At 74.0% G+C, this 23,216-nt stretch carries 19 protein-coding genes; 5 read left to right on the top strand and 14 right to left on the bottom strand.

Annotated features, from left to right (window positions below; translation table 11 throughout):
* Positions 1–74: 74 nt before the first annotated feature.
* A complete protein-coding gene (locus tag BTM25_RS21600) occupies positions 75–797 on the top strand; it encodes a hypothetical protein (RefSeq protein ID WP_103564837.1) in 723 nt (240 codons plus the stop codon).
* Positions 798–807: 10 nt separating this feature from the next.
* On the opposite strand, the gene BTM25_RS21595 is transcribed toward BTM25_RS21600, so the two are convergent.
* From BTM25_RS21595 to BTM25_RS29775, 8 genes are all read right to left on the bottom strand, one after another.
* The gene (locus BTM25_RS21595) at positions 808–1,992 is read right to left on the bottom strand and encodes an MFS transporter (protein WP_103564836.1); all 1,185 of its coding nucleotides are present in this window, start codon (positions 1,990–1,992) and stop codon (positions 808–810) included.
* Positions 1,989–6,542: a non-ribosomal peptide synthetase gene (locus BTM25_RS21590; protein ID WP_103564835.1), complete on the bottom strand. Its 4,554-nt coding sequence runs from the start codon at positions 6,540–6,542 to the stop codon at positions 1,989–1,991. The genes BTM25_RS21595 and BTM25_RS21590 overlap by 4 nt, the downstream gene beginning before the upstream one ends.
* Positions 6,543–6,556: 14 nt before the next feature.
* Complete coding sequence (locus BTM25_RS21585) at positions 6,557–8,116, bottom strand: long-chain-fatty-acid--CoA ligase (protein ID WP_205648208.1); 1,560 nt, start codon at positions 8,114–8,116, stop codon at positions 6,557–6,559.
* 65 nt (positions 8,117–8,181) lie between these two features.
* Positions 8,182–8,700 carry an FcoT family thioesterase gene (locus tag BTM25_RS21580; protein ID WP_103564834.1) on the bottom strand — a complete coding sequence of 173 codons (519 nt, stop codon included), beginning with the start codon at positions 8,698–8,700 and terminating at the stop codon, positions 8,182–8,184.
* A gap of 9 nt (positions 8,701–8,709) precedes the next feature.
* Entirely contained in the window at positions 8,710–9,597 is an 888-nt protein-coding gene (scoE, locus tag BTM25_RS21575; RefSeq protein WP_103564833.1) for a (3R)-3-[(carboxymethyl)amino]fatty acid oxygenase/decarboxylase, read from the bottom strand.
* A complete protein-coding gene (locus BTM25_RS21570) occupies positions 9,594–9,854 on the bottom strand; it encodes an acyl carrier protein (RefSeq protein WP_103564832.1) in 261 nt (86 codons plus the stop codon). Before BTM25_RS21570 ends, scoE begins: the two co-directional genes overlap by 4 nt.
* Positions 9,855–9,886: 32 nt before the next feature.
* Positions 9,887–10,948, bottom strand: coding sequence for a beta-ketoacyl-ACP synthase 3 (locus BTM25_RS21565; RefSeq protein ID WP_103564831.1), 1,062 nt, complete (start codon positions 10,946–10,948; stop codon positions 9,887–9,889).
* A 49-nt stretch (positions 10,949–10,997) separates the two neighbouring features.
* The gene (locus BTM25_RS29775) at positions 10,998–11,180 is read right to left on the bottom strand and encodes a hypothetical protein (protein WP_168212202.1); all 183 of its coding nucleotides are present in this window, start codon (positions 11,178–11,180) and stop codon (positions 10,998–11,000) included.
* A gap of 207 nt (positions 11,181–11,387) precedes the next feature.
* On the opposite strand from BTM25_RS29775, the gene BTM25_RS30980 reads away from it, so the two are divergent.
* Positions 11,388–11,879, top strand: a complete 492-nt coding sequence (locus BTM25_RS30980) for a transposase family protein (RefSeq protein ID WP_168212201.1) — start codon at positions 11,388–11,390, stop codon at positions 11,877–11,879.
* Positions 11,880–12,110: 231 nt separating this feature from the next.
* Complete coding sequence (locus tag BTM25_RS21555) at positions 12,111–14,438, top strand: heavy metal translocating P-type ATPase (protein ID WP_103564829.1); 2,328 nt, start codon at positions 12,111–12,113, stop codon at positions 14,436–14,438.
* A 41-nt stretch (positions 14,439–14,479) separates the two neighbouring features.
* Here the strand turns inward: BTM25_RS21555 and BTM25_RS21550 are convergent, their stop codons facing one another.
* From BTM25_RS21550 to BTM25_RS29295, 5 genes are all read right to left on the bottom strand, one after another.
* Positions 14,480–15,247 carry an ABC transporter ATP-binding protein gene (locus BTM25_RS21550; RefSeq protein WP_103564828.1) on the bottom strand — a complete coding sequence of 256 codons (768 nt, stop codon included), beginning with the start codon at positions 15,245–15,247 and terminating at the stop codon, positions 14,480–14,482.
* A complete protein-coding gene (locus BTM25_RS21545) occupies positions 15,237–16,316 on the bottom strand; it encodes a FecCD family ABC transporter permease (protein ID WP_103564827.1) in 1,080 nt (359 codons plus the stop codon). The genes BTM25_RS21550 and BTM25_RS21545 overlap by 11 nt, the downstream gene beginning before the upstream one ends.
* Positions 16,309–17,388 (bottom strand): ABC transporter substrate-binding protein, encoded by a 1,080-nt coding sequence (locus BTM25_RS21540; RefSeq protein WP_103564826.1) that lies wholly within the window; start codon positions 17,386–17,388, stop codon positions 16,309–16,311. The genes BTM25_RS21545 and BTM25_RS21540 overlap by 8 nt, the downstream gene beginning before the upstream one ends.
* Positions 17,389–17,684: 296 nt before the next feature.
* The gene (locus BTM25_RS21535; protein ID WP_103564825.1) at positions 17,685–18,329 is read right to left on the bottom strand and encodes a hypothetical protein; all 645 of its coding nucleotides are present in this window, start codon (positions 18,327–18,329) and stop codon (positions 17,685–17,687) included.
* A 78-nt stretch (positions 18,330–18,407) separates the two neighbouring features.
* Complete coding sequence (locus BTM25_RS29295) at positions 18,408–18,710, bottom strand: hypothetical protein (RefSeq protein WP_146059101.1); 303 nt, start codon at positions 18,708–18,710, stop codon at positions 18,408–18,410.
* 206 nt (positions 18,711–18,916) lie between these two features.
* On the opposite strand from BTM25_RS29295, the gene BTM25_RS21530 reads away from it, so the two are divergent.
* Complete coding sequence (locus BTM25_RS21530) at positions 18,917–20,914, top strand: AAA family ATPase (RefSeq protein ID WP_146059100.1); 1,998 nt, start codon at positions 18,917–18,919, stop codon at positions 20,912–20,914.
* 60 nt (positions 20,915–20,974) lie between these two features.
* On the top strand, positions 20,975–22,555 hold the full coding sequence (locus BTM25_RS21525) for a carboxylesterase/lipase family protein (protein ID WP_103564823.1): 1,581 nt from the start codon (positions 20,975–20,977) through the stop codon (positions 22,553–22,555).
* Positions 22,556–22,630: 75 nt separating this feature from the next.
* Here the strand turns inward: BTM25_RS21525 and BTM25_RS21520 are convergent, their stop codons facing one another.
* Positions 22,631–23,182 carry a TetR/AcrR family transcriptional regulator gene (locus BTM25_RS21520; RefSeq protein WP_103564822.1) on the bottom strand — a complete coding sequence of 184 codons (552 nt, stop codon included), beginning with the start codon at positions 23,180–23,182 and terminating at the stop codon, positions 22,631–22,633.
* Between the last annotated feature and the right edge of the window lie 34 nt (positions 23,183–23,216).

The following is a 23,216-nucleotide window of genomic DNA, read 5'->3' as shown; positions in this document are numbered from 1 at the left end:
GAACCCTTTCGCCCCGACGGCTCAGGCAGTACCGGAACGCGCACTCACGAAAGCATCGTCGGAAGGCGAGATCAGTGAACGCCCACCCTCAACTGGACAGCACCCGCAGCATCCCACCGCCCGACCCCGACCTCGAACCTCTCAAGGTCAGCGTGTACGAGCGCATGGCCAAGGCCGCCGCGCAACTGATGCCGCTGTTCCCCTACGACCACGCCGGAGCGATCATCCCCTGCGGCAACGTCCTCATCGGCGGACCCGGCCGGGACCACGGCCAGTTCTTCCACTGGAACACCGTGTCGGAGGTCGTCGTCTGCTACGGCTCCCACAACTCGCCCCTCTCACCCGCGCAGATCATCGCCACCCAGAACCTCCACGGCGTCAACTCGCGCCTCAGCGACGAGACCGACCCCGGCGCCTACGCCGTCATCGTGGTCACCCAGCACCAGGCGGAAGAGGGCGAGCAGAGCGAAGCGATGATCGCCCGATGCACCTCGTGCAAGGCCGAACTGGTCCGGCACACCTACAACGCCACCCCGCACGATCTGCCGGGCTACGACGCCGCACGGCACGGGAGCGCGACCGACCCGGTGCGCCAGTTCCCGACCGCGGTCGGCTCGGCGGAGTTCGCCGACCTGCGCAACACCGGCGAGATCCGCGTCTGCGCCGCCTGCGGCCACGACAACGGCCCCTTCTCCGGCGCGGTGTGGGGCTGGGCCCGCCAGGTCGCCCAGACCCGCGCCGTGAACGCCGCGCACCGCCACCTGCGTGAACTCCCACCGGCTGTCCGGTCGTCGTGATTTGCGGCTGCTAGGGGCGTTGCCTCGAACCGAGGACGGCCGCGGCGAGGGCTGTCGCGAGCAGGAGAGCCGCGGCCGAGGTTACGCCCGACGTTCCGGCTCCGTTCAGCAGCCCGCCGCCGACGAGGGCGCCCGCGCCGAGGCCGAAGTTCACGGCGATCACCAGGAGCGCGGTGATCGCCTCGCGGTCGGCGGGCGCGAGGCGGAGCGCCCACGCCGTGAAGACGGTGGGCATCGCCGAGCCGCACAATCCCCACGCGACGACGGTCAGCACCGTCACCGGCGTCCGGCCGCCCAGGGCCGCGAAGGCGACGACGACGGTGAGCATCCCGCCGACCGCGACGAACACGGTGGTGTACGGCCTGCGGTCCACGAGCACCCCCGCGAGGGCGTTGCCGCCGACCCCGGCGAGCCCGAACAGGAGCAGGAACACCGACACCATGTCCGGCTGGACGTGACCGACGCGCTGGAGCAACGGGCTGATGTAGGTGAACGCGACATAGGTGCCGGTGAAGGCCGCGGTGATCGCGATCATGGCGGTGCGCACCCGCGTCCGGCCGAGCAGCGCGAAGACCCGGCGTGCGCGGATCGGCTCGTGCCCCTGGACGGGCGGGAGGAACGCCGCGAGCACGGCGACGACGACCAGTCCGGCCACGGGCAGGACGCCCATCGCCCAGCGCCACCCGAGCCAGTGCCCGAGCGCGACGCCACCCGGGACGCCGAGGAGCTGGGCGAAGGAGATCCCCGCGTAGACGAGCGCGATGGCCCGGCCCTTCCGGGCGTCCGGCACCAGCGTCCCGGCCAGCGACACCGCCACCGACCAGAACAGCGCCTGCGCCATCGCGAGGACGGCCCGCACCACGAGCAGGACGACGTAGTTCCCGGCCAGCGCGGACGCCGTCGTCGCGGCCACGAACACCGCGAAGACGCCGATCAGCAGTGCCCGGCGCGGGAAGCGGGAGAACGCGACGGTGAGCGGGACGGCCGCCGCCATGACGCAGAACGCGTACACCGTGACGAGCTGCCCGACCGTGCCCTCGGAGACGGCGAGGCCGGCCGCGAGGTCCGACAGCAGCCCGATCGGCAGGGTCTCCACGGTGACGAACAGGAACGAGCCCACCGCGAGCGCGGCCACGATGATCCACGCACGGACGGGGTCGACGACGGCCGGGGCGCCGTGCCGCACGTCGGTCATCGCGACCCGCTCGGCTGCGGGGCCGGGAAGAAGCCCGTCGAGACGAAGGCGCGGACGTACCGGTCGATGATCTCGTCATCGATGTCCGGGCACTCGAGGTCGGGAAGGTCGCGCCGTTCGTTGGTGCGGGCGAAGACGAACCCGCCGGGCAGGGCCTCGAACTCCTCGCCGAGCAGCGCGGCGACGGCGAGCCGCCCGTCCTCCTCCCCGGCGCCGTCGGCCCGTCCGGCGAGGGCGCGCCGCCAGTCGGCCGCCGGGACCCGCTCCAACACGTAGCCGAGTTGCCGCAGCCGGTCCACGACCGCCCCGACCAGGAGCGGGTTCGGGCTGGTCAGGTGGTAGGCGGCGGCCGCGTCCGGCCGCTGTGCCAGCCGGACGATCGCGGCGGCCACGTAGTCGGCGGGCACCAGGTCGACCGTCTCGCCGTCGACCGTGTCGGGCACGGCGCCGAGCACGATCGAGGCGCGGAGCATCGTCCAGAAGGCGTCGTCGGTCGCGCCGAGGCCGGTGGCGGTGTCGCCGCAGACCCGGCTCGGGCGGTGGACCGTGGCGGGGACGCCGCGCTCCCGCGCCGCGCGGACCAGCCGCTCGGCCACCCATTTGCTGGCCACATAGCCGTTCGGCAGAACGTCGGCGGCGGGCGCGACCCGGTCCTCGGCGAGGACGGCGGGGTTGTCGCGGACGCCGACCGCCACGTCGCACGTCGAGACGTGGTGGACCGCCTTCACCCGTCCGGTCGTGGCGAGGCGCAGGACGTCCTGCGTCCCGAGCACGTTCGCGGCCCTGAGCCGGGCGTAGGGCGCCAGGTGGTTCACCAGGGCGCCGTTGTGGACGATGAGGTCGATCCGCTCGGCGAGCCGGTCGAACACGGCGGAGCCGACGCCGAGCAGCGGCCGTTCCAGATCGCCCGGCACGGCGGTGATCCGCGTCTCCATCCCGTCGCGCCACAACCCGTGGCGGGTCAGCGCGTCGCGGACGCGGCGGTGCGCCTCGGCCTCGCCCGGCGCCCGGACGAGGCACGACACCTCCGCGTCGGTCCGGTCGAGCAGTTCGCGCAGGAGGAAGGCGCCGAGGAATCCCGTCGCGCCGGTGAGCAGGACGTGACGCGAAGGCCCGTCCGGGCGCGGCGCGGTCCGGACGCGGACGCCGGGGTCCAGGACCGCGTCCGCCTCCAGGTCGGGCGCCGCCTCGTCCGGCGACTCGCCGCGCAGCGCCTCCGCCAGCCGCGCCGCCGTGGGGCGCTCGAACATCAGCCCGGCGCGCAGCTCCACGGCCAGCCGCCGCCGGATGCGCGGGACGAGCCGGGTGACGAGCAGGGAGTGCCCGCCGAGCTCGAAGAAGTCGTCGTCCGGGCCGACCTCGGCGAGCCCGAGCGCTTCGGCGAACAGCGCGCACAGTTCGCGTTCGACGTGGTCGCGCGGCGCGCGACCACCGCGCGCCTGCTCCGGCGGGACGGGCAGCGCGGCGCGGTCGAGCTTGCCGTTCGGATTCGACGGCAGTTCCGGCAGCGTCACGTACGCCGCCGGGACCATGTAGGCGGGGAGCCGGTCGGCGAGGAAAGAGCGCAGTTCGCCCGCGTCCGCCTCCGCGCCGTCGGCGGTGACGACGTAGGCGGCCAGGCGTTTCACGCCCGGCGCGTCCTCGCGCACCAGGGCGGCGGCCCGCTCGACGGCCGGATGCGCCGCCAGGGTCGACTCGATCTCGCCGTACTCGATCCGGAACCCGCGCAGTTGCACCTGGTCGTCGGCGCGGCCGAGGTAGTCGAGGGCGCCGTCCGGTCGCCGGCGGGCCAGGTCGCCGGTCCGGTACATCCGCGCGCCGGGCGGGCCGAAGGGGTCGGCGACGAACCGGGCGGCGGTCAGCCCGGCCCGGCCGTGATAGCCGCGCGCCAGCGGGACGCCGGACAGGTAGAGCTCGCCCGCCGCGCCCGGCGGCAGCGGCCGCAGCCCGCCGTCGAGGACGTGGGCGCGGGTGTTGGCGAGCGGACGGCCGACGATCGGGACGTCGCTGTCGGCGAGGCGGCAGGCCAACGTGTCCACGGTTCCCTCGGTGGGGCCGTACAGGTTGTAGCCGATGACGCCGGGAGCGTCGCGGAGCCGCGTCCACAGCAGCGGACCGGCCGCCTCGCCGCCGAGCGCCACCACCCGGGGCCGGTGCGGGCCGTCGAGCAGGCCCGCGACGACGAGTTCCTCGGCGTAGGACGGCGTGACGTCCAGGAAGTCGACGCGCCGCTCGCCGACGTAGCGGACCATCGCCTCCGGGTCGCGGCGCACGTCGTCCGGGACGAGGTGCAGTTCGTGGCCCGCGAACATCCAGAGCAGGCCCTCCCACGACGTGTCGAACGACAGCGGGGCGGTCAGCGCCGCCCGGAACCGGGCGCCGTCCGCGACCGCGATCATTCCCGCGCGGTGGTGCAGGTAGAGGTTCGTCAGGCCGCGATGCTCGGTCACGACGCCTTTCGGACGTCCGGTGGAACCCGAGGTGTAGATCAGGTAGGCGGGATGGGCGGGCCGCAGCGGCGTGCGCCGGTCGTCGTCGGTCACGTCGCGGGACGGCTCCCCCTCGACGGCCCGGCGCACCCCGGGATCGTTCAGCGCGATCTCGTCGCCGCCGCGCGGTTCGTCCGTCAGCAGCAGGACCGGACGGACGTCGCCGAGCAGCCAGTCCAGCCGTCCGGGCGGCAGCCCCGGGTCGAGGGGGACGTAGGCCGCGCCCGTCTTCAGGACCGCGAGCAGCGCGACGATCAGGTCCGGGGAGCGAGGGAGGAGCAGCGCGACGCGGCGTTCGGGTCCCGCGCCACGGGCGATCAGGAACCGGGCGAGCCGGTTGGCCCGCGCGTTCAGCTCGGCATAAGACAGGGCGTCGTCCGCGCGGACGAGCGCCGTGGCGTCCGGCGTCCGGGCGGCCTGCCGCTCGAAGGCGCGCGTCACCGGTTCCGCCGGGAGGTCCCGGGCGGTGGCGTTCCACGCGCCGGACAGCAGGCGGCGCTCGTCCTCCGACAGCAGGTCCACGTCGCGGACGGGACGGTCGGGTTCGGCGACGAGCGCGGCGACGAACCGCAGGAGCCGCCGCCCGTGCGCCGCCAGCGCCGCCTGGTCCAGGCAGGCGGGGTTCCCGTCCAGGGCGATCCGCAGGCCGCTGCCGTCCGCCCGGTCGTAGACGTTGACGGAAATGTCCTCGACCGGTCCCGCCGAGACGTTGTGGACCTCGGCGGGCCGTCCGGCGAACGACAGGTCGTAGTCGAACGGCATGATGTTGACGGCCGGGCCGTACAGCGCGCCGCGCTCGCCGCTCAGCCCGAGGTCCCGCCGCAGGTGCTCGTAGCGGTAGCGGTGGTGCGGCCGGTCCGCGCGCATCCGGTCGGCGACCGCGCCCGTCAGCGCGGCCAGCCCCGCGCCCGGGTCCACCGGCTGCCGCAGCGCGACGATGTTGAGCACCATGCTCGGCACGCGCAGCGACACCGATCCGAGCCGTCCCATCACCGGCACGCCGAGGACGGGCTCGGCCGTGCCGGTCATCCGGTGGGTGTAGGCGGCGCAGGCCGCGATGACGACGTCCGGCCAGGTCGCCGCGCACCGCCGCGCGACGGCGCGCAGGCCCGCGACGATCTCGGCGTCCACGTCGAAGGACTCGCGCAGGAACGTCCGCGCGGGCCGTGCCTTCCGGCCGCTGAGGGCGGCGGGCGCCTCCCGGCCCGCCGACCGCGCGAGCCAGTGGGCCCGGTCGGCGTCCCGCCGCTCGGACGACTGGTACGCGGCGTCCTCCTCGACGACCGCGCGCAGCGACCCGAACCCCGGTTCCCCCGGGTCGCGGCCCGCCGCCAGCGCCGTGTAGACGTCGGCGACCCGCCGCGCCACGAGCGCGAGCCCGAAGCCGTCCAGCGCGATGTGGTGGACGCGCTGGTACCAGAGGAACCGGTCCGGGGCCAGGCGGAACAGCGCCTGGCCGAACGGCGGTTCGGCGGTCAGGTCGACCGGACGGGCGAGGTCGTCGTGCATCCAGCGCAGCGCCGCCGCGCGGGGATCGGGTTCGTCTTCGACGTCGGCGACGTGGAGCGTCCACCGGTGGTCGGCCGGTTCCATCCAGGGGCGCCCGTCCTCGTCCTCGGCGAACCGGACGTTCAGCGCCTCGGTCTCCCGCACCGTCCGGCGCAGCGCCTCCTCGAACAGCGCGGCGTCGACCGGCCCGTCGATGTCGGCGTACTCGGCGGTGTTGTAGGAGGGATCGGCCGGGTCGAGGCGCTGGCCCGTCCAGATGCCGGCCTGCGCCTCGGTCAGCGGCAGCCGCCGGCCCGGCCCGGACTCCGCGCCCGTCCGGGCCGCGCCGGACGGGCGCAGGAGCAGGTCCTCCCACGCGGCGAGCGTGGGGCGTTCCGCCAGTTCGACGAGGCTCACGTCCGCGCCCTGCTCCCGCCAGCCTTCGAGGAGCGAGAGCAGCCGGACCGAGTCCAGGCCGAGCGCGAACAGGTCGGCGTCCGCGACGATCTCGTCCGGGCCGAGGTAGAGCATGTCGCCGACGGCGCGGCGCAGGCTCTGTGCGTCCAGTGTCATGAGCGGCCTCCGCGTCAGTTGACCTTGCGGTCCCGATCCCGCCAGTGCTCGTCGCGCAGTTCGCGGCGCAGGATCTTGCCGCTGGGGTTGCGCGGCACCCGGTCCACGACGACGAACCTGCTCGGGATCTTGAACGCGGCGATCCGGCCGCGCAGGAACTCCAGCAGGTCGCGGGGACCCGCCTCGTGTCCGGGCCGCAGGGCCACGAAGGCGTGGACGGCCTCGCCGAAGCGGTCGTCGGGCACGCCGATGACGGCCGCGTCGGCGACCGCGGGGTGCTTGGCGAGGACGTGCTCGATCTCGGCGGGGTAGATGTTCTCGCCCGCGACGATGATCATGTCCTTGATCCGGTCCTGGATATGGACGTAGCCGTCCTCGTCCAGGTATCCGGCGTCGCCCGTGTGGACCCAGCCGTCGACCAGCGTCTCCGCCGTGGCCTCCGGGCGCTCCCAGTACTCCAGCATGTTGGCGGGGCTGTGCAGGCACACCTCCCCGACCGTCCCCGCCGGGACCGTTTCACCGCCGGAGTCCACGACCTTCACCCGCACGCCCGGATACGGCCGGCCCGCCGCGCGCATGCGCGGACTTCCCGGCACGTGATCGGCCGGAGGCAGGCAGACGGCCGTGTTGCCCGTCTCGGTCAGCCCGTAGATTTGCGCGAACTCGCACCCGAACCGCCGCACCGCCTCGGTCAGCAGCGTCTCGGAGATCGGCGAGCCGCCGTAGACGATCTTGCGGAGCGTGGCGAAGTCCGCCGGGCCGGTGTGCGGCTCGGCGAGCATCAGGCGCAGCATGGACGGGACCACGCAGGCGGTGGTGACGCCGAGGTCGCGGATCAGCTCCACCGCCGCGCGGCTGTCGAAGCGGGGCATCGCGACGTTGGTGACGCCCGCCGCGAAGCCCTGCACGGCCCACCAAACTCCGCCGACGTGTAGTCCCGGGATCCCGATCAGGCTGCGATCGCCCGGCCGCCAGTCGATCCAGTCGAGTCCCTCCGCCGCGAGCGCGTCCCTGATCTTGAAGAAGCTGCGCTGGGCGAGGACGACGCCCTTCGGCAGGCCGGTCGTCCCGCTGGTGTAGAGCTGGACGACCGGGTCCTCGGGACCCGTGGCGGGACGCGGCGGCGGGCCGTCCGCCCCGGTCGCCCGCCAGCGTTCGTCGTCCGCTCCGTCCAGGACGACGACGGTGTCGAGGCGCTCCAGTCGCGGACGAACGCGGTCGACGAGTTCCAGCAGCCCGGCGTCCACGAACAGCAGCTCGCTGCCGGAGTCGGCGAGGATATGCCCGACCTCTTCGGCGGTCAGCCGCCAGTTGATCGGCACCAGGACGGTCTCGCTGAGCGCGCAGCCGAACAGCGTCTCGTAGTAGCCGACGGACTCCCGGCCGAGGAACGCGACGCGGGCGCCCCGTTTCAGGCCGCCGGCCTGGATCGCGCGTGCGATCCGGCTCGCGCCCCGGTACAGCTCCGCGTAGCTCAGCCGCAGGCCCGCGCACACGATCGCGGTGGTGTCGGGCTGCTTCTCGGCATGGAACTCCACGGTCGCGGTGAGGGTCTGCAACTGCGGGTGGTACACCGGGTCTCCTCGGTGGCACGGCGGGCGGGCCGCGTCGTTCGGCTGCGGCCCGCCCGCGTCGGGCGTCAGGCGTTCGTGATCGCGACCCGGACCCGGCCGTCGCAACGGCCGCCCGCGTCGTCCCCGTAGCGGAAGGCCGTCTCCAGGGTGAGCATGTCCTTGAGCCGCGTGCTGCGCAGCACCTCGAACTCGCCGTGGAAACTGCGGGGGTCGATGGGACGCAGGAATGAACTCTGCATGCGGGCGATCAGGATGTCGGGGAGTTGTTTCGCCCAGTAGTCGTCCATCGTCCACCGCGCGAAAGCCGGCGTGAGATTCCACTCGACCGCGGCGGCGATGACGTAGTAGAGCATCTGGTTGTAACAGATGTTGACTTCGACGGCGTTGAGATGACCGGTGTCGTCGATGTAGCAGGACTCGGGTATCCGCAGTTCGCCGCGTCCGGTGAGCCGCCCTTCGGTGACGCGCACCGTCATTGAGCGCAGATACCGGCAGTGCGGCTTATAGCAGCGCAGGACGTCGGTGAGCAGCGCCGTATCGGTCGGATGCTCGACGTCCGGCGCCGGGGAGGTCGCCGTTTCCATCGGAGTCGCCTATTCGCTCGTCGCCATCGGATCGCCGACCGTCTCGTCGTAGACGGTGACGCGGTGCGACACCGCCGGTTCCGGTGTCGCGGTGTGGAGTGCCCGGTGGACGAGGGTCCGGTTGTCCCAGACCAGCAGGTCGCCCTTCTCGAAGGTCTGGAGATGGATGTTCTCGTGTCCGAACGTCGGGTCGAGCTGCCCGCTCGCCTCCAGAAGTGCCTGGAGCAGATCGGGGCGGTCCCGGCCCTCGGAATCCTCGATCCCGGAGGTGAATCCCTCGCTGAGGTAGAGGATCTTCTCGCCGGTGAACCGGTGGGTGATCACCGTCGGATGGACGCTCGGCGGCGTCTCGGCGTCGACCTCGGCCTGGACCTCCGACAGCGGCCGGTACACGTCGGACGGACGGATCTTGAAATAGCGCCGCACGCTGTGCCAGGCGCGTGTGCTTTCGGCCGCCTCCTTCAACTCGTCACTCAGGCGCTCGTACGCCTGCGCCATGTCGATGAAGTAGGTGCCCCGGTTCCGTTCGGGGAGGACCTGCGGATAAATGAACGTGATGTCGAACGGCGTCGGCATGAACTGGTAGTCCGAATGCCAGAACTTGCCCGTCTTCGGGACGCCGACCTGCCGTCCGCCCTCCTCGACGTTGGAGGACACGAAGACTTCCCGGACGTCCGGGTGGTGGTACATCGGCTGGTAGTACTCCTCGGGGCGGCCGAAACGGCGGCCGAGGGCGAGGAACGCGCGGGTGTCGAGGTCCTGGCCGCGCAGCACGACGATCTTCTGCTCGTAGACGGTGCGCCGCAGGTCCTCGATGTCGTCGTCGGACGCGGTGGCCGGGTCGAATCCCTCGACGGTGACACCGAATCGGTGGGCGGGTTGCGTTCGGACGGTCATGACTCTCCTCCTTGCCGGGGGCCCGCTCCGGCGACGACGATGTCCACGAGATCGCCCACGGTGGCGACGTCGGCGAGCCGGTCGTCGGCGATCTCCACGCCGAACTCCCGCTCCGCCGCCACCATCAGGTCGACCATGGTCATCGAGTCGATGCCGAGCGTTCCGAAATCGTCCGCCGCGGACAGGTCGCCGGTCAGTTCCGGCACCTCGCGGTGGATCAGCTTGGTGATGACGGCGTGAACGTGTTCTTTCTCCATGTCCCCTCCGTGTTCTGTCGGCCGCCGGCCCGCTACGGGGCCGGGCACGCGGTCATCGGTTCGGCGTGCGGCAGTTCGGGCCACACCAGCGCGCACGAGCCCCAGGTCGCGCCGCCGCCGAACGCGGTCAGGAGCACCCGGTCGCCGGGACGCAGCGTCCCGGCGGCCGCGGCGTCGGCGAGGGCGAGGGGGATCGACGCGGCGGCGGTGTTGCCGACCCGGTCCACGTTCGCATAGGCGCGATCGGCCCCGATCCCGAGTTCGTCGGCCACCGTGGTGAGAATGCGCAGGTTGGCCTGGTGCCCGACGAACCGGTCGACGTCCCCGGGCTTCCATCCGGCCGCGTCCAGCGCGGCCCGGGAGGACTCGGTCATCCGCTGGACGGCGTGGCGGTACACGGCCCTGCCGCTCATCGTGAACCGGGCGTCGTCCGGCACCGGAGCCCCGGCGGTGAGCGGGGCGCGCGAGCCGCCCGCCGGGACGGTGATCAGGTCGGCGAGGCCGCCGTCGCTGCCGAGGTCGAAGGCGAGGAGCGCACCGGGCTCCCCGGCGCGCCCGGCGCGCAGGACCACCGCGCCCGCACCGTCCCCGAACACGGTCGCCGTGTCGCGGTCGCCGGGATCGAGCAGCGTGGTGAAGGTGTCGGCGCCGATGAGCAGGACCCGCCGCGCCAGCCCCGCCGCGACGAAGCCGGCCGCCGCGGCGAGACCGTAGACGAAGCCGGAGCAGACGGCGTTCACGTCCAGCGCCGGAACGCCGCCGAGGCCGAGCCCGCGCGCGACCGTCGGCGCGGTGCCGGGGCACGGACGGTCCGGGGTCGTGGTGGCGAGCAGGAGCAGGTCGACGGAGGCGTCGCCCGCCGAGGCCAGCGCCGCCGCGCCCGCGCGCACCGCGAGATCGGACGTGGCGGTGCCGGGCTCGACGACGTGCCGGGCGCGGATCCCGGTCCGTGTCACGATCCACTCGTCGGAGGTGTCGAACCTCGCGGTCAAGTCCGCGTTGGTCAGGACCGGGCCGGGGACGTGGCCGCCGACACCGCACAGCACGGCCGCGGCGCCCGTGCTCGCCGCGCCGTTTCCGGCGTTGGCCTTCATCGCCTCTCCTCCGATCCTCCCCGCCCTTTGTCGCGGCGGGCCTCGGTCGTCATTTCACAGAGCGATCACGCCGGTACGGAACGCTGATGGAGAGCGGTGGCGGCACCGAACCGCCGACCAGTTCGCATAAACAGTCCCCCGGCGCGACTTCCGACATCGAACTTGGGAGCTCCAATGGTGTCAAGGCCGGGAAACAGCCGCCGTCTCGAAACTCGGTGATCAGGTCGTCCATTATGAATTCATCGCCGCTTTCGCCGCGGGACGGCGACGGCTTTGGGCTGGCGCGCTACCCTACGGGGGTAGGGAACCCGCCACCCGCCCGCTCCCGAAATCGGGTCAAGATGAAACGGAAGCCCCGCCGGATGATCCAGACGCATCACTTGTCGACCGCCATATCACTCGATCAACATTTATCTGCGCGTGATAGATGAGTCATCTCGTGGATCCGAAACGCATCGACGTCCTCGCGGTGAACCCGTGCGACACGTCCTCCGTCCGCGTGCTCACCGGCCTCACCGGGCCGTCGTTCCTGGCGCTCGTCGGCGAGCTGGAGCGGCGCATCGGCACGGAGAGCACGGGACGGCCGTGGTCGCTCGCGCTGGCCGACCGCGTCCTGCTGGTGGCCTGCTACTACCGTTCGGACGTGACCGTCCGGCAACTGGCCGCGGCGTTCGGGGTGACCCATTCGGCCGTAGGCCGCGTGCTCGGGCACCTCGGCCCCCATCTCGCGCTGCGTCCGGTCGCGCACCGCCGCATGCGGACGGGCGAGTACCTGGTGGCCGGCGGCGGGGGCTCCGCGTCCCGGCGCGCGGACGACCAGGTGAGATCCGTGCGGCTGGTCGTCCAGGTCGGCACCCGGCTCGTCCTCGCCGCCGAGCAGCGGACGCACCCCAGCGAAACGCAGTATTCACACATACGAGACAAAAACTGATATGTCCGGCCGAAACCACTTGGACGACACAATTCACCGAGCGCCGCGCGTCCGCCCAGGTCAGCCCACTGATCCGGCCGCGACGCCGAATCCCGGCGCGGCCGGCCGACGATGTACTACGCTTTGTAGTAGATGCGCACCGCCCCCACCGTCGCGCCGGCCGCCGCTCGCCGGCGAGCGCGCTCCGGAGGGCCGGACGTTCTCCGCTCCCACGATCGGAAGGGGATCACGATGAGCCCGCAGCACGAGGGCGCCGCCGCGACGATTGCGGCGGACGCCGCGCCGGGCGCCGGGTCCGTGCGCCTCGTCATCGGCGGCATGACCTGCGCGGCGTGCGCGGCGCGCGTCGAACGCAAGCTCAACAGACTCGACGGCGTCGTCGCGAGCGTCAACTACGCGACCGAGAAGGCGACGGTCGACGCCGGGAACGTGCCCGTCGCCGAACTGATCAGGCAGGTCGAGAAGGCCGGGTACACCGCGCGGCCGGACGTGCCGGACCCGGCGGCCGACCCCGTGGACGACGACCGGCGCGTCCGCGCGCTGTGGCGCCGGACGATCGTGGCGGTGCTGCTGGCCATGCCGCTCGGCGACCTGTCGCTGACGCTCGCCGCGATGCCGTCCTGGCGGTTCGCCGGCTGGGAGTGGGTCCTGCTCGCCCTGACCCTTCCGCTCGTGACCTGGTGCGCGTGGCCGTTCCACCACGCCGCGTTCCGCGCGCTGCGGCACGGGACCACCTCGATGGACACGCTGGTCTCGACGGGGATCATCGCCGCGACGGGCTGGTCGCTGGCCACCCTGTTCACCGAGTCGGGCACCGGCGAGGCGTCCGGGGTCTGGGCCGTGCTGACGACGCCGTCCGGCGCCCTCTACCTGGACGTCGCGGGCGGCGTGACCACCTTCGTGCTCATCGGCCGCCTGCTGGAGGCCAAGGCGCGGCGTGCCTCCGGCGCGTCGCTGCGCGAACTGGCCGAGCTGGGCCTGAAGGACGTCGCCGTCCTGGACGCCGACGGCGCCGAACGCCGCGTGCCCCTCGGCGACCTGCGGGTCGGCGACCGGTTCGTCGCCCGTCCGGGCGAGCGGATCGCCGCGGACGGGCGGGTCGAGTCCGGGCAGAGCGCGGTGGACACCAGCGCGATGACCGGGGAGCCGATGCCCGTCGAGGTCGCCGCCGGCGATCCGGTGACGGGCGGGACGGTCAACCTGAGCGGCCGGCTCGTCGTGGCCGCCGCCCGGGTCGGCGACGACACCCGGCTGGCGGGGCTCGTCCGGCTGGTCGAGCGGGCACAGGCCGACAAGGCGGCCGTGCAGCGGCTGGCCGACCGGATCTGCGGCTGGTTCGTCCCGGCCGTGTTCGTCCTCGCCCTCGGCACGCTGCTCACCTGGCTCGCCGTCGGCGGCGACGGCTCCCGGGCGGTGACGGCCGCGCTCGCCGTGCTCGTCATCGCCTGCCCGTGCGCCCTCGGGCTCGCGACGCCCACCGCGCTCCAGGTCGCGTCCGCGACGGGCGCGCGGCTCGGCGTCTTCATCAAGGGCCACCGGGCGGTGGAGTCGGCGCGCAGGATCGACACGGTCGTCCTGGACAAGACCGGCACGGTCACCGAGGGCCGGATGACCGTGGCGGACGTCGCCGTCGCCGACGGGCACGCGCGGCAGGACGTCCTGCGCCACGCGGGCGCCGTCGAGGACGCCTCCGAGCACGTCATCGCCGCCGCCGTCGCCCGCTTCGCCCGCGCGGAACTCGGCGCGCTGCCCCCGGTCACCGACTTCGCCGCGCTCGCCGGGCTGGGCGCCCGGGGCGTCGTGGACGGCCGGGCCGTGGTCGTCGGGTCCGCGCGGCTGCTGGAGCGCGAGGGCCTCCCGGTGCCGGAGTCGCTCGGCGCCGCGCTCGCCGCGTGGGCGGACGGCGGGCACAGCGCCGTGCTCGTCGCCGTCGACGGCGCGGTGTGCGGCGCGCTCGCGCTGAGCGACACGGTCAAGCCGTCCGCGCGCGACGCCGTCGCCCGGCTCCACGCGATGGGGCTGCGGACGCTGCTGCTCACCGGCGACGGCGCGGCCGCCGCGCACGCGGTCGCCGCCAAGATCGGGATCACCGAGGTGATCGCCGAGGTGCTGCCCGCCGACAAGGCGGCCGTCATCGCGCGGCTCCGGGACGAGGGCCGCCGGGTCGCGATGGTCGGCGACGGCGTCAACGACGCCCCGGCCCTGGCCCGCGCGGAACTCGGGCTCGCCGTCGTGGACGGGACCGATCTCGCCATCGCCGCCGCCGACCTGATCCTGGTGCGCGACGACCTGGACGTCGTGCCGAGCGCCCTGGCGCTCGCCCGCGGAACGCTCGGCACCATCCGCGGCAACCTGGCCTGGGCGTTCGGGTACAACCTGCTCGCGCTCCCGTTCGCCGCGACCGGGCTGCTCAACCCGCTCATCGCGGGCGCGGCGATGGCGCTGTCCTCGCTGTTCGTCGTCTCCAACAGCCTGCGCCTGCGCCGCTTCGGCCCGCCCCCAGTCATCGCCGGCGGCTTCCCGGGCGAGGACGAGCCGTACGAGCCCGCCGCCGACTAGGCGGGTGGCCCGCCCCGGCGCGGGGCGGGCCACCGGGCGGGTCAGGCGGGCGCCGCCACCGCGATGTGGGGACGGCCGGTGATCGGGTGCGGGCCGACGTGGGCGCGGACGCCGAAGACCTCCTCGATAAACGACGGCGTGAGGACGTCCAGCGGCGGACCGTGCCCGGCGACCCGGCCGTCGCGCAGCACGACGACCCGGTCGGCGTGCGCGGCGGCCTGGTCGAGGTCGTGCAGCGCGGCCAGCAGCGTGAGGCCGAGCGAGCGGACGAGATCGAGCAGGTGCAGTTGGGAGCCGATGTCCAGGTGGTTGGTGGGCTCGTCCAGCACCAGCAGCGGGGCCTCCTGCGCCAGCGCCCGCGCCAGCAGGACGCGCTGCCGCTCGCCGCCCGACAGGGTGGACATCAGCCGGCCGGCCGCCCAGAGCATCCCGACCCGGTCCAGCGCCGCGTCGACCGCCGCGCGGTCGGCCCGGGTCTCGCGGTCGAGCGCGCCCTTGCGGCCGGTGCGGCCGACGGCCACGACCTCGGCCACGGAGAACTCGCCGCCCACCTGGTTGTGCTGGGGAAGCACCGCCCGGTGCCGCGCGGCCGTGCGGGGACGCATCCGCCACAGGTCCTCGCCGCCCAGGTGGACGACGCCGCCGGACGGCCGCAGCGTCCGGTACACGGTCCGCAGCAACGTGGACTTGCCGCTGCCGTTCGGGCCGACGAGCGCGGCGAACTCTCCCGGCTCCACCGTCAGGTCGACGTCGGCGACGATGGGACGCGCGTCGATCCGGACGCTCACCCCGGCCAGGTCAAGACGCATCGTCGCCTCCCACGGCGCGGCGGCGCAGCAGCCACAGGAAGAAGGGGACGCCGAGCCCGGTCGTGAAGATCCCGACGGGCAGCTCGTCGGGCCGGTCGGCGGTCCGCGCGGCGAGGTCGACCAGCACGGTGAACAGCGCCCCGGCCAGCAGCGCGACGGGCAGGACGCGGCGGTGGTCGCCGCCGACGACGAACCGCGTCGCGTGCGGGACCATCAGCCCGATGAACCCGATCCCGCCGACGACGCTGACGATCGTCGCGGTGAGAAGCGAACCGGTCACCAGCAGCGTCACGCGCAGCGCCGCGACCGGGACGCCGATCCCGGTCGCGGCGTCCTCCCCGGCCAGCAGGGCGTTCAACGCCCGCGCCTGCACCAGCAGGAACGCTCCGCACACGCAGATCAGCACGGCGGGGACGCCGAGGTCGCTCCACGTCGCCCCGGCGACGCTGCCCATCAGCCAGAACATCATGCCCTGAAGCTCGGTCGGATTGAGCCGGAGCTGCACGAACGTCGTCGCCGCCGTGCACAGGTAGCCGATGGCCACGCCGGTCAGCACCAGCCGGGAGTCCAGCAGCCGTCCCGCCCGCTGCGCCAGCAGGTAGACGACCGCCGCCGACCCGACCGCCGCGACGAACGCCGCGCCCGTCACGCCGAGCGACCCGGCCAGCCCGCCCGCCGCCGTCCCGCCGAGCGCCGGGACGAGGACGGCGCCGAGCGACGCGCCCGAGGAGATCCCGAGGACGTAGGGGTCGGCGAGCGGGTTGCGGACCAACGCCTGGAACGCCACTCCCGCCACCGACAGGCCCGCTCCCGCGAGCGCCGCGAGCAGCACGCGGGGCGTGCGGATCTGCCAGACGACCTGGTCGAGCAGCGGATCGGGCGCGCGGCCCGCCAGGTGCGCCCACACCACGCCCCAGACCTCGCCGAGCGGCAGGTTCACCGAGCCGACCGAGATGCCGACGACGAGCGCGCCGCCGAGCGCGCACGCCAGGACGGCGAGCAGCGCGCCGGTTCCGCGCCGTCCGGACACCGGGTGCGGACCCCGCCGCTCCCGGACGACGTCAGCCACCGGAACGCACCGCCGCAGCGATCTTCTCCACCCCGGCGGCGTTCAGCGGGCCGAGGTAGACGCCGTCCGACACCACCGTGTACGTCCTGGTCCGCGACGCCCGCCACTGCGGGTACGCGGCGAACAGCTTCGCCGCCTCGGCGTCCCCCTTCTCCTGCGGCGTGAACAGCCCGACCACGAGGACGTCCACCTGCGCCGCCGCGAGCTGCTCCCGGCTGAGGGTCCGCGTCAGGTTCTCGCCCTGCCCGGCGAACGCGTTGACGCCGCCCGCCGCCCTGATCACGTCGTCGTAGATCCCGCCCGTCATGACGGCGGGCAGGCCGTTGGCGTTCATCATCGCCATGCCGGGATAGGCGATCAGCACCTTCTTCGCCGGCAGGCCCGCGACCCGCCTGCGGATCGCGTCGACGCGGGCGCGGAGCCCGTCGACCAGCTCCGTCGCCCGCTTCTGGACGTCGAAGATCCGTCCGAGCAGGAGCAGGAACTCCAGCGACGAGTTGATCGACTGGTTCTTGTAGGCCGTCTTCTCGGCGGCGGTCGCGTCCGGTTTCCCCGACGCGCAGTTCACCGGGTTCACCAGCGAGGTGATCCCCGCCGCGGCGAGCTGCTCGCGCGTGGCGAACCCCTTCCTGGCGTCGAAGCCGCCCGACCAGGTGGACACCACCAGGTCCGGCCGGAGCTTCAGCACCTGCTCGGCGGGGACGTCGAAGTTCTTGTTCGCCGTCACGCCGCCGGTGGGCAGCGCCTTGATCCGGCCGATCATCGACGGGTCGTCGGAGACCCCGTACGACTGGGCGTTGGCGACGACGCTGCCGCCGAGGCCGAGCATGAGGAAGCTCTCGACCTCGCCGACCGAGGTGCCGTTGAGGATCAGCACGCGCCGCGGCGGCGTCCGGAACGTCACCTTGGTCCCGCAGTTGTCGAACGTCAGGGGGTAGGCCGTCCGCCCGGCGGGACCGAACGCGATGGGCTCGCCGTTCGCCACCGGGCCCGACACGCCGCAGGCGGCGGCGGACACGACGGCGGTCACGCCGAGCACGGCGGCCAGGGACCGCCGGAGATGAACGTGCATGAGAATCTCGTCTCCGTTCGTCAGAGTGCCGTCCGCGGAGCAGCCGGTCGGCGCGACCGGAGATCGGCACCGGGCCGCTTCCAAGGCGGACGGCGCCCCGGGAGGATCGACCGCACAGGCGGCTCTCCTCGGGGCGTGACGGGCTCCGCGCCGGCATCGCGCGAACGCCGGGCGGAGAAGGGAATGACCGGGCCGAAGACCGGTGGCGTGAACGCGGCGGCCGATGGCCCCGGGGACCGGTCCGGCCACCGGGGTTCGCTACGAGAAAGGAGAGGTCGTCCGTCCCGCGCGGTGCTTCAGACCGCCGCGAGACGACGCGGCGGTCCCCGCCTGACCACCGCGTGCGCGAGGACGGCGGCCGTACCGCGACCGCCGCGGACCTCCGCCCGCCCGGCTCGGCGCACGGCGAACACGAGCGGCGCGCGCACCGAGACCAGCGCGACGACCGCCAGGAGAAGGCTGAGAACGAAGCCCGAGACCGCGTCGACACCGCGCTCGGACAGGCGCACCAGCGCCCAGAGCGCCGCGCCGCCGCGCCGCAGGACCAGCCCGAAGGCCAGCGCGGCGGCCAGGTGCAGCACGAACATCGTGGGCGACGGCATGAACGGCCACCCGGCGCCCATGCCGGCGTGCCCCGACACCGGCCGCGAGCCGGCGGTCGCCGACGCGTCCATCCCGCACTGACCGGCGGAGAAGACGACGTGCGTCAGCACCTGACCGCACAACAGGATCACGGCCACGCCCCGCGCCGTGCGCTCACGCCCGACGAGCGGAACGGTGAACGCCGCCGCGAACGGAAGCGCCGCCGCCAGCGCCCCGGGCGGGACGGCCCGGTGCGAGGCGAGCGCGTGCGCGACCGCCGAGAGCGCGACGCAGACCACGGAGAGCACACCGGCCCTCGCCAGCCTCATTCCCGCGTCCGCGCGCATCGCCTCGCCCATCGCGGCCCATCCTCCCACCCGTCCGCACCACCCCCCTCTCAGGGTCACGCGGGTCGAGCTGGGGACGGCGATGCTGTTTCACGCGGGCGCGATGTGGGCCTGGACCCATAGGCCGTCCGCGGAGAGCCAGTCGTTGCGGCGTGCGTAAGCGATCATGGCGTCCCAGCGGTCCGGCCAGTCGGCGGCGGCGCCCTCCGACGCCAGCGCGCGCAGGTCCGCGACAGCGAGTTCGGCGGTGCCGGACTCCGTGGCGCGGCCGAGGCCGCGTCCGCGCAGCGCGCGGTCGGTCGCGTCCGGGGGCAGCGTCGTCGCGACGCTCAGGCGAGTGCAGTCGTCGCCCTCCAGGACGGTCACTCCCTGGTCGTCGATGTGAACGATCATCCGGGGGTCGTCTCCTCGGCAGGCCGTGGGCCGCCGCGCGGCGGCCCGAAGTTCGGTCAGAACGTTTTCACGGCGGGTCGTTCATTGTCATCGCCCCGGGGCCGCGAAGGCGGAGCGGCCGTCCTGCACGTTCGGGGGCACGGGCGGTGGCGGGGCGGCGGGCGTACCATGACGGCCCGGTCGGCCGGTGCGGGCGGAGGCGTCGAGTGGTGGAGCCGGAGACGACGGTCGCGCGGCGGCTCGCCGGGGCGCGGCGGCGCAGGTTCGTGGGCCGGGCGCGCGAGGTGGACCTGTTCCGGGAGGCCCTGACGGCTTCCCGTCCCGCGTTCGCCGTGCTGTACGTCCACGGGCCGGGAGGCGTCGGGAAGACGGCGCTGCTGGCCGTCCTCGCCCAGGAGGCGGAGCGGCGGGGCGCCGGGGTCGTGCGGATGGACGGACGGGCGCTGGAGCCCGGCCCGTTCCGGGTGGCCTTCGCCGAGGGCGGGCGGCCGGTCCTGTTCATCGACACCTACGAGGCCATCGGCGGGCTGGACGACTGGGTGCGGGAGACGCTGGTGCCCGGCCTGCCCGAGAACGCCGTCGTGGTGATCGCCGGACGCAGGCCGCCGGGACGCGGCTGGGCGGCCGACCCCGGCTGGCGCGAGCTGCTGCGCGTCGTCCGCCTGGGCCACCTGTCGGCGGCGGAGGTGCGGGAGTACGCGCGGGCGGAGGGCCTGCCCGAGGACGCCGGGGACCGGCTCACAACGATCAGCCACGGGCACCCCCTCGCGCTCGTGCTGCTCACCGACGCGATCCGGACGGACGGGACGGGTCCCGATCGCGTCGGCGACCTGCGCGAGGTGCCCGCGGTCGTCGGCCGGCTCGCCGAGTGCTTCGTCGACGGGGCGCCGGGCGACCTGCACCGGCGGGCGCTCCAGGCGTGCGCGCTGGCCCGCTTCACCACCGAGCCGCTGCTGCGCGCCGCGCTGGGCGAGGACGCCGGCGCGCTGTTCGGCTGGCTGCGCGGCCTGCCGTTCATGGAGGAGGGCCCGCTCGGGCTGTTCCCGCACGACCTCGTCCGGGACGTCGTCGCGGCCGACCTGCGCTGGCGGGACCCGGCGGCGTTCGCGGTCGTCCACTACCGGATCCGCGACCACCTGATGGAACGGGTGCGCGCCACCGCGGGCGAGGAGCAGTTCCGCTGGGTGCTCGACGCGTGCTTCCTGGTGCGCGCCAACCCCCTGTCCGCCGAGTACTGGGAGTGGGGACGGCTGGCGGGCGCCTACACCGACCTCGCGGGACCCGGCGACCGGGCGGCGATCCTCGCGACCGCCGCCCGGTACGAGGGCGCGGAGGCCGCCGAGCTGACCGCCCGGTGGATGGACCATCCGCAGGCGCTCACCGCCGTGTTCCGGGGGCCGGAGAGCTTCGGGTTCTCGGTGGTGCTGCGGCTGCGGGACCTGACCGAGGCCGACCTCGCCGCCGACCCCGTGGTGGCGGCCTGCTGGCGGCACGTGTGCGAGAACGGCCCGCTGGAACCCGCCGAGGAGGTCGTGCTCGGCCGCTTCTACATGGACCGCGACGACTACCAGGGGCCGGGCGCGACCCGCAACACCGCGATGGCCAAGCAGATCCAGCGCCTGATGAGCAGCCCGCTTCTCGCCTACGACTTCATCTGCGCGTTCACCGGCGACCCCGACGCGGTGGCGCCGCTGCTCGCGCACATCGGCTACGTCCGGCTCCCCGGGGCCGAGCGGCGGATCGGCGGAACGCGCTACACGGTGTTCGTCCGCGACTGGCGCGGCCGGACGGTCCGGGCCTGGCTGGACATGGTCGCCGAGCACGACCTCGGCCGTCCCCCGGCGGGGCCCGCCGAGCCCGTCCTGCCGCGCGAGGAGTTCGCCGCCGAGGTCAAGCGGGCGCTGCGCGACCTGCGCCGTCCGGACGCGCTGCTCGCCAGTCCCCTGCTGGGCTGCCGCGTCGCGGGCCCGGGCGACCCCGGCGCCCTGCGCGACGCGCTCCGCGCCGCCGTCGCCGAGCTGCGCGAGGAGAAGCCCCGCACGGCGCTGGAGTGCGCGTTCCTGCGCGGCGCGCCCACCCAGGAACGGGCGGCCGAGATCCTCGGGCTCCCGCTGAGCACCTACCGCAGGCATCTCGCGCGCGGCGTCGCGCGCGTGGTGGAACTGCTCTGGGACCGGGAGAACGAGCACCGAATGAACTGGTGAGTGAGCACCCGGCGGCCTGACACTGTCCCCTCCGATCCCACTGATCATGAGGAGACGAGGATGACGCGCAGGCTGCTGACCGCTCTCACGGGCGCCCTCCTGCTGCTGGCCGGGGCCGTCCCGGCGTCCGCCGACGCGGCCGACGTCGTGCGCATCGACGCGGGCTCGCTGCGGGGGTTCACGGCCGGCGGGCACCGGGCCTTCCTCGGCGTCCCGTACGCCCGGCCGCCGGTCGGCGCGCTGCGGTGGAAGGCCCCCGAACGGCCCGCCGCGTGGCCGGGGGTGCGGGACGCCACCCGGTACGGCGCGATCTGCCCCCAGCCCGCCACCGACTTCGGCGGCGCCGTCGACACCGAGGACTGCCTCAACCTCAACGTCTACGCGCCCACCGGGGCCGAGACCGCCGGCCTCCCGGTCATCGTGTGGCTGCACGGCGGAAGCTGGGCGTTCGGCGACGCCAACGGTGACGCCGGGGGGCTGGCCGAGGCCGCGCACGCGGTCGTCGTGGCGGTCAACTTCCGGCAGGGGCTGTTCGGGAACCTCGCGCTGGAGTCCCTGCGCACCGAGGACCCCGCGCTGAACTACACCACGCAGGACCAGCAGGAGGCGCTGCGCTGGGTCGCGCGCAACATCGGCGCGTTCGGCGGCGATCCGCGGCAGGTCACGCTGATGGGCCAGTCGTCGGGCAGCATCGGCGTCTGCGCCAACTACGCCTCGCCCGCCGCGTCCGGGCTGTTCCAACGGGCCGTCCTGCTCAGCGGAAGCGTGTGCGGCTCGGAGAAGACCTACGGCACGACGCTCGCCAACGCCACCAAGACCGGTTCGGCGTTCGCGGCGAAGGTCGGCTGCCCCGACGGCCCCGGCCAGCTCGCCTGCCTGCGCGCCAAGCCCGCCCGTGAACTCCTCGACGCGGCGCCGTTCACGCAGGGGCCGAACACCCCGTTCTTCTTCCCGCAGGTGCTGGACGGCGTCGTCATCCCCGATACGCCCGTCTCGATGATCAAGTCGGGCCGGGTCCCGGTGCGTCCGATCCTCGCCGGGACCACCTCCGACGAGGGGTACCTGTTCGCCGCGCTCGGGCTCAAGGCCAACCACGGCGTCGAACCGACCGAGGCCGACTACCAGAAGCTCATGACCGAGTTCGCCGGCGCCGCCGCCCCGATCGCGACGTTCCTCTACCCCTCGTGGCGGTACGGCTCGCCGCTGAAGGCGCTGAGCGCCCTCATGGGCGACATGCTGTTCGGCTGCGCCACCGACACCGGCCTCCAGGAGGCCGCGCCGCTGGCCCCCACCTACGCCTACCTGTTCGACGACCCCGGCGCCCCGCCGATCCTGCCCGGCCTGTCCCCCGCGTCCACCCACGCCGCCGACCTGCCGTACTTCTTCGACCCGAAGTCCGCCGCGTTCACTCCGGAACAGACGGCTCTGTCCGCGCAGATGTCGGCATACCTGGCCTCCTTCGTCCGTAACGGCGACCCCGCGACGTCCGGCCAGCCCGCCTGGCCCCGCTACGACCGCACCGCCCAGCACCTGCGCCACCTGCGTCCGGGCGGTCCGGCGGGCACCACCGGCCCGGGTTACCTCTACCTCGGCCACCGCTGCTACATCTGGAATCTGGTGGGGGGCTTCATCACCTTCTGACCGGCAGGGGCCGCCGTTCCGCGGGCGGCTTCGGGACCCGGTCGTCACCGGCCGGGTCCGCGGCCCCCGGCGCGCTCAGGCCGGGGCGAGGCCCGCGCGGATCGCGGCGTCGGCGGCGGTGCGGAACGCGCGGTCGACCGTCTCGGGCGGTTCGGCCGCGCCCGCTTCGAGCCAGCCGCGCAGGGCCGTCAGCAGCATGCTGGACACCATCGCCGCGAGCAGCGGGAGCGGCACGGCGGGCGGGGCGGACGCCCGCGCGGCCAGGCGGTCGGCGTAGACGGCCGTCAGCTCGCGGTGCAGGGCGTCCAGGAACAGCGGCAGGCCCCGGCCGCGCGACATCACCACGTACATCTCGGCCCGCGCGCCGATGTGCCGGAGCAGGGCGAGGCTGACGTGCGCGCCGTCGCCGGCCGGGAGGCCGCCGATCATCTGGCGGGCGCCGTCGACGAGCAGCGCGTCCTTGTCGGTGAAGTGCGCGTAGAAGGTGGAGCGGCCGACGTCGGCGCGGTCGGTGATCTCCTGGACGGTGATCGCGTCGTAGCGCTTGACGAGCATGAGGTCCATCAGCGCGCCCATCAGCAGCCGCCGCGTGCGCGCCGACCGGCGGTCCGTCCGCTGTTGCCGCATGACGCCCCCGCTTCCGGACGGTTCGCCACATTCG

Origin of the sequence: Actinomadura rubteroloni (assembly GCF_002911665.1) — a bacterium.
GTDB classification, from domain to species: domain Bacteria; phylum Actinomycetota; class Actinomycetes; order Streptosporangiales; family Streptosporangiaceae; genus Spirillospora; species Spirillospora rubteroloni.
The sequence above is the reverse complement of the archived record's forward strand: the minus strand, read 5'-3'. Positions and strand labels throughout refer to the sequence as shown.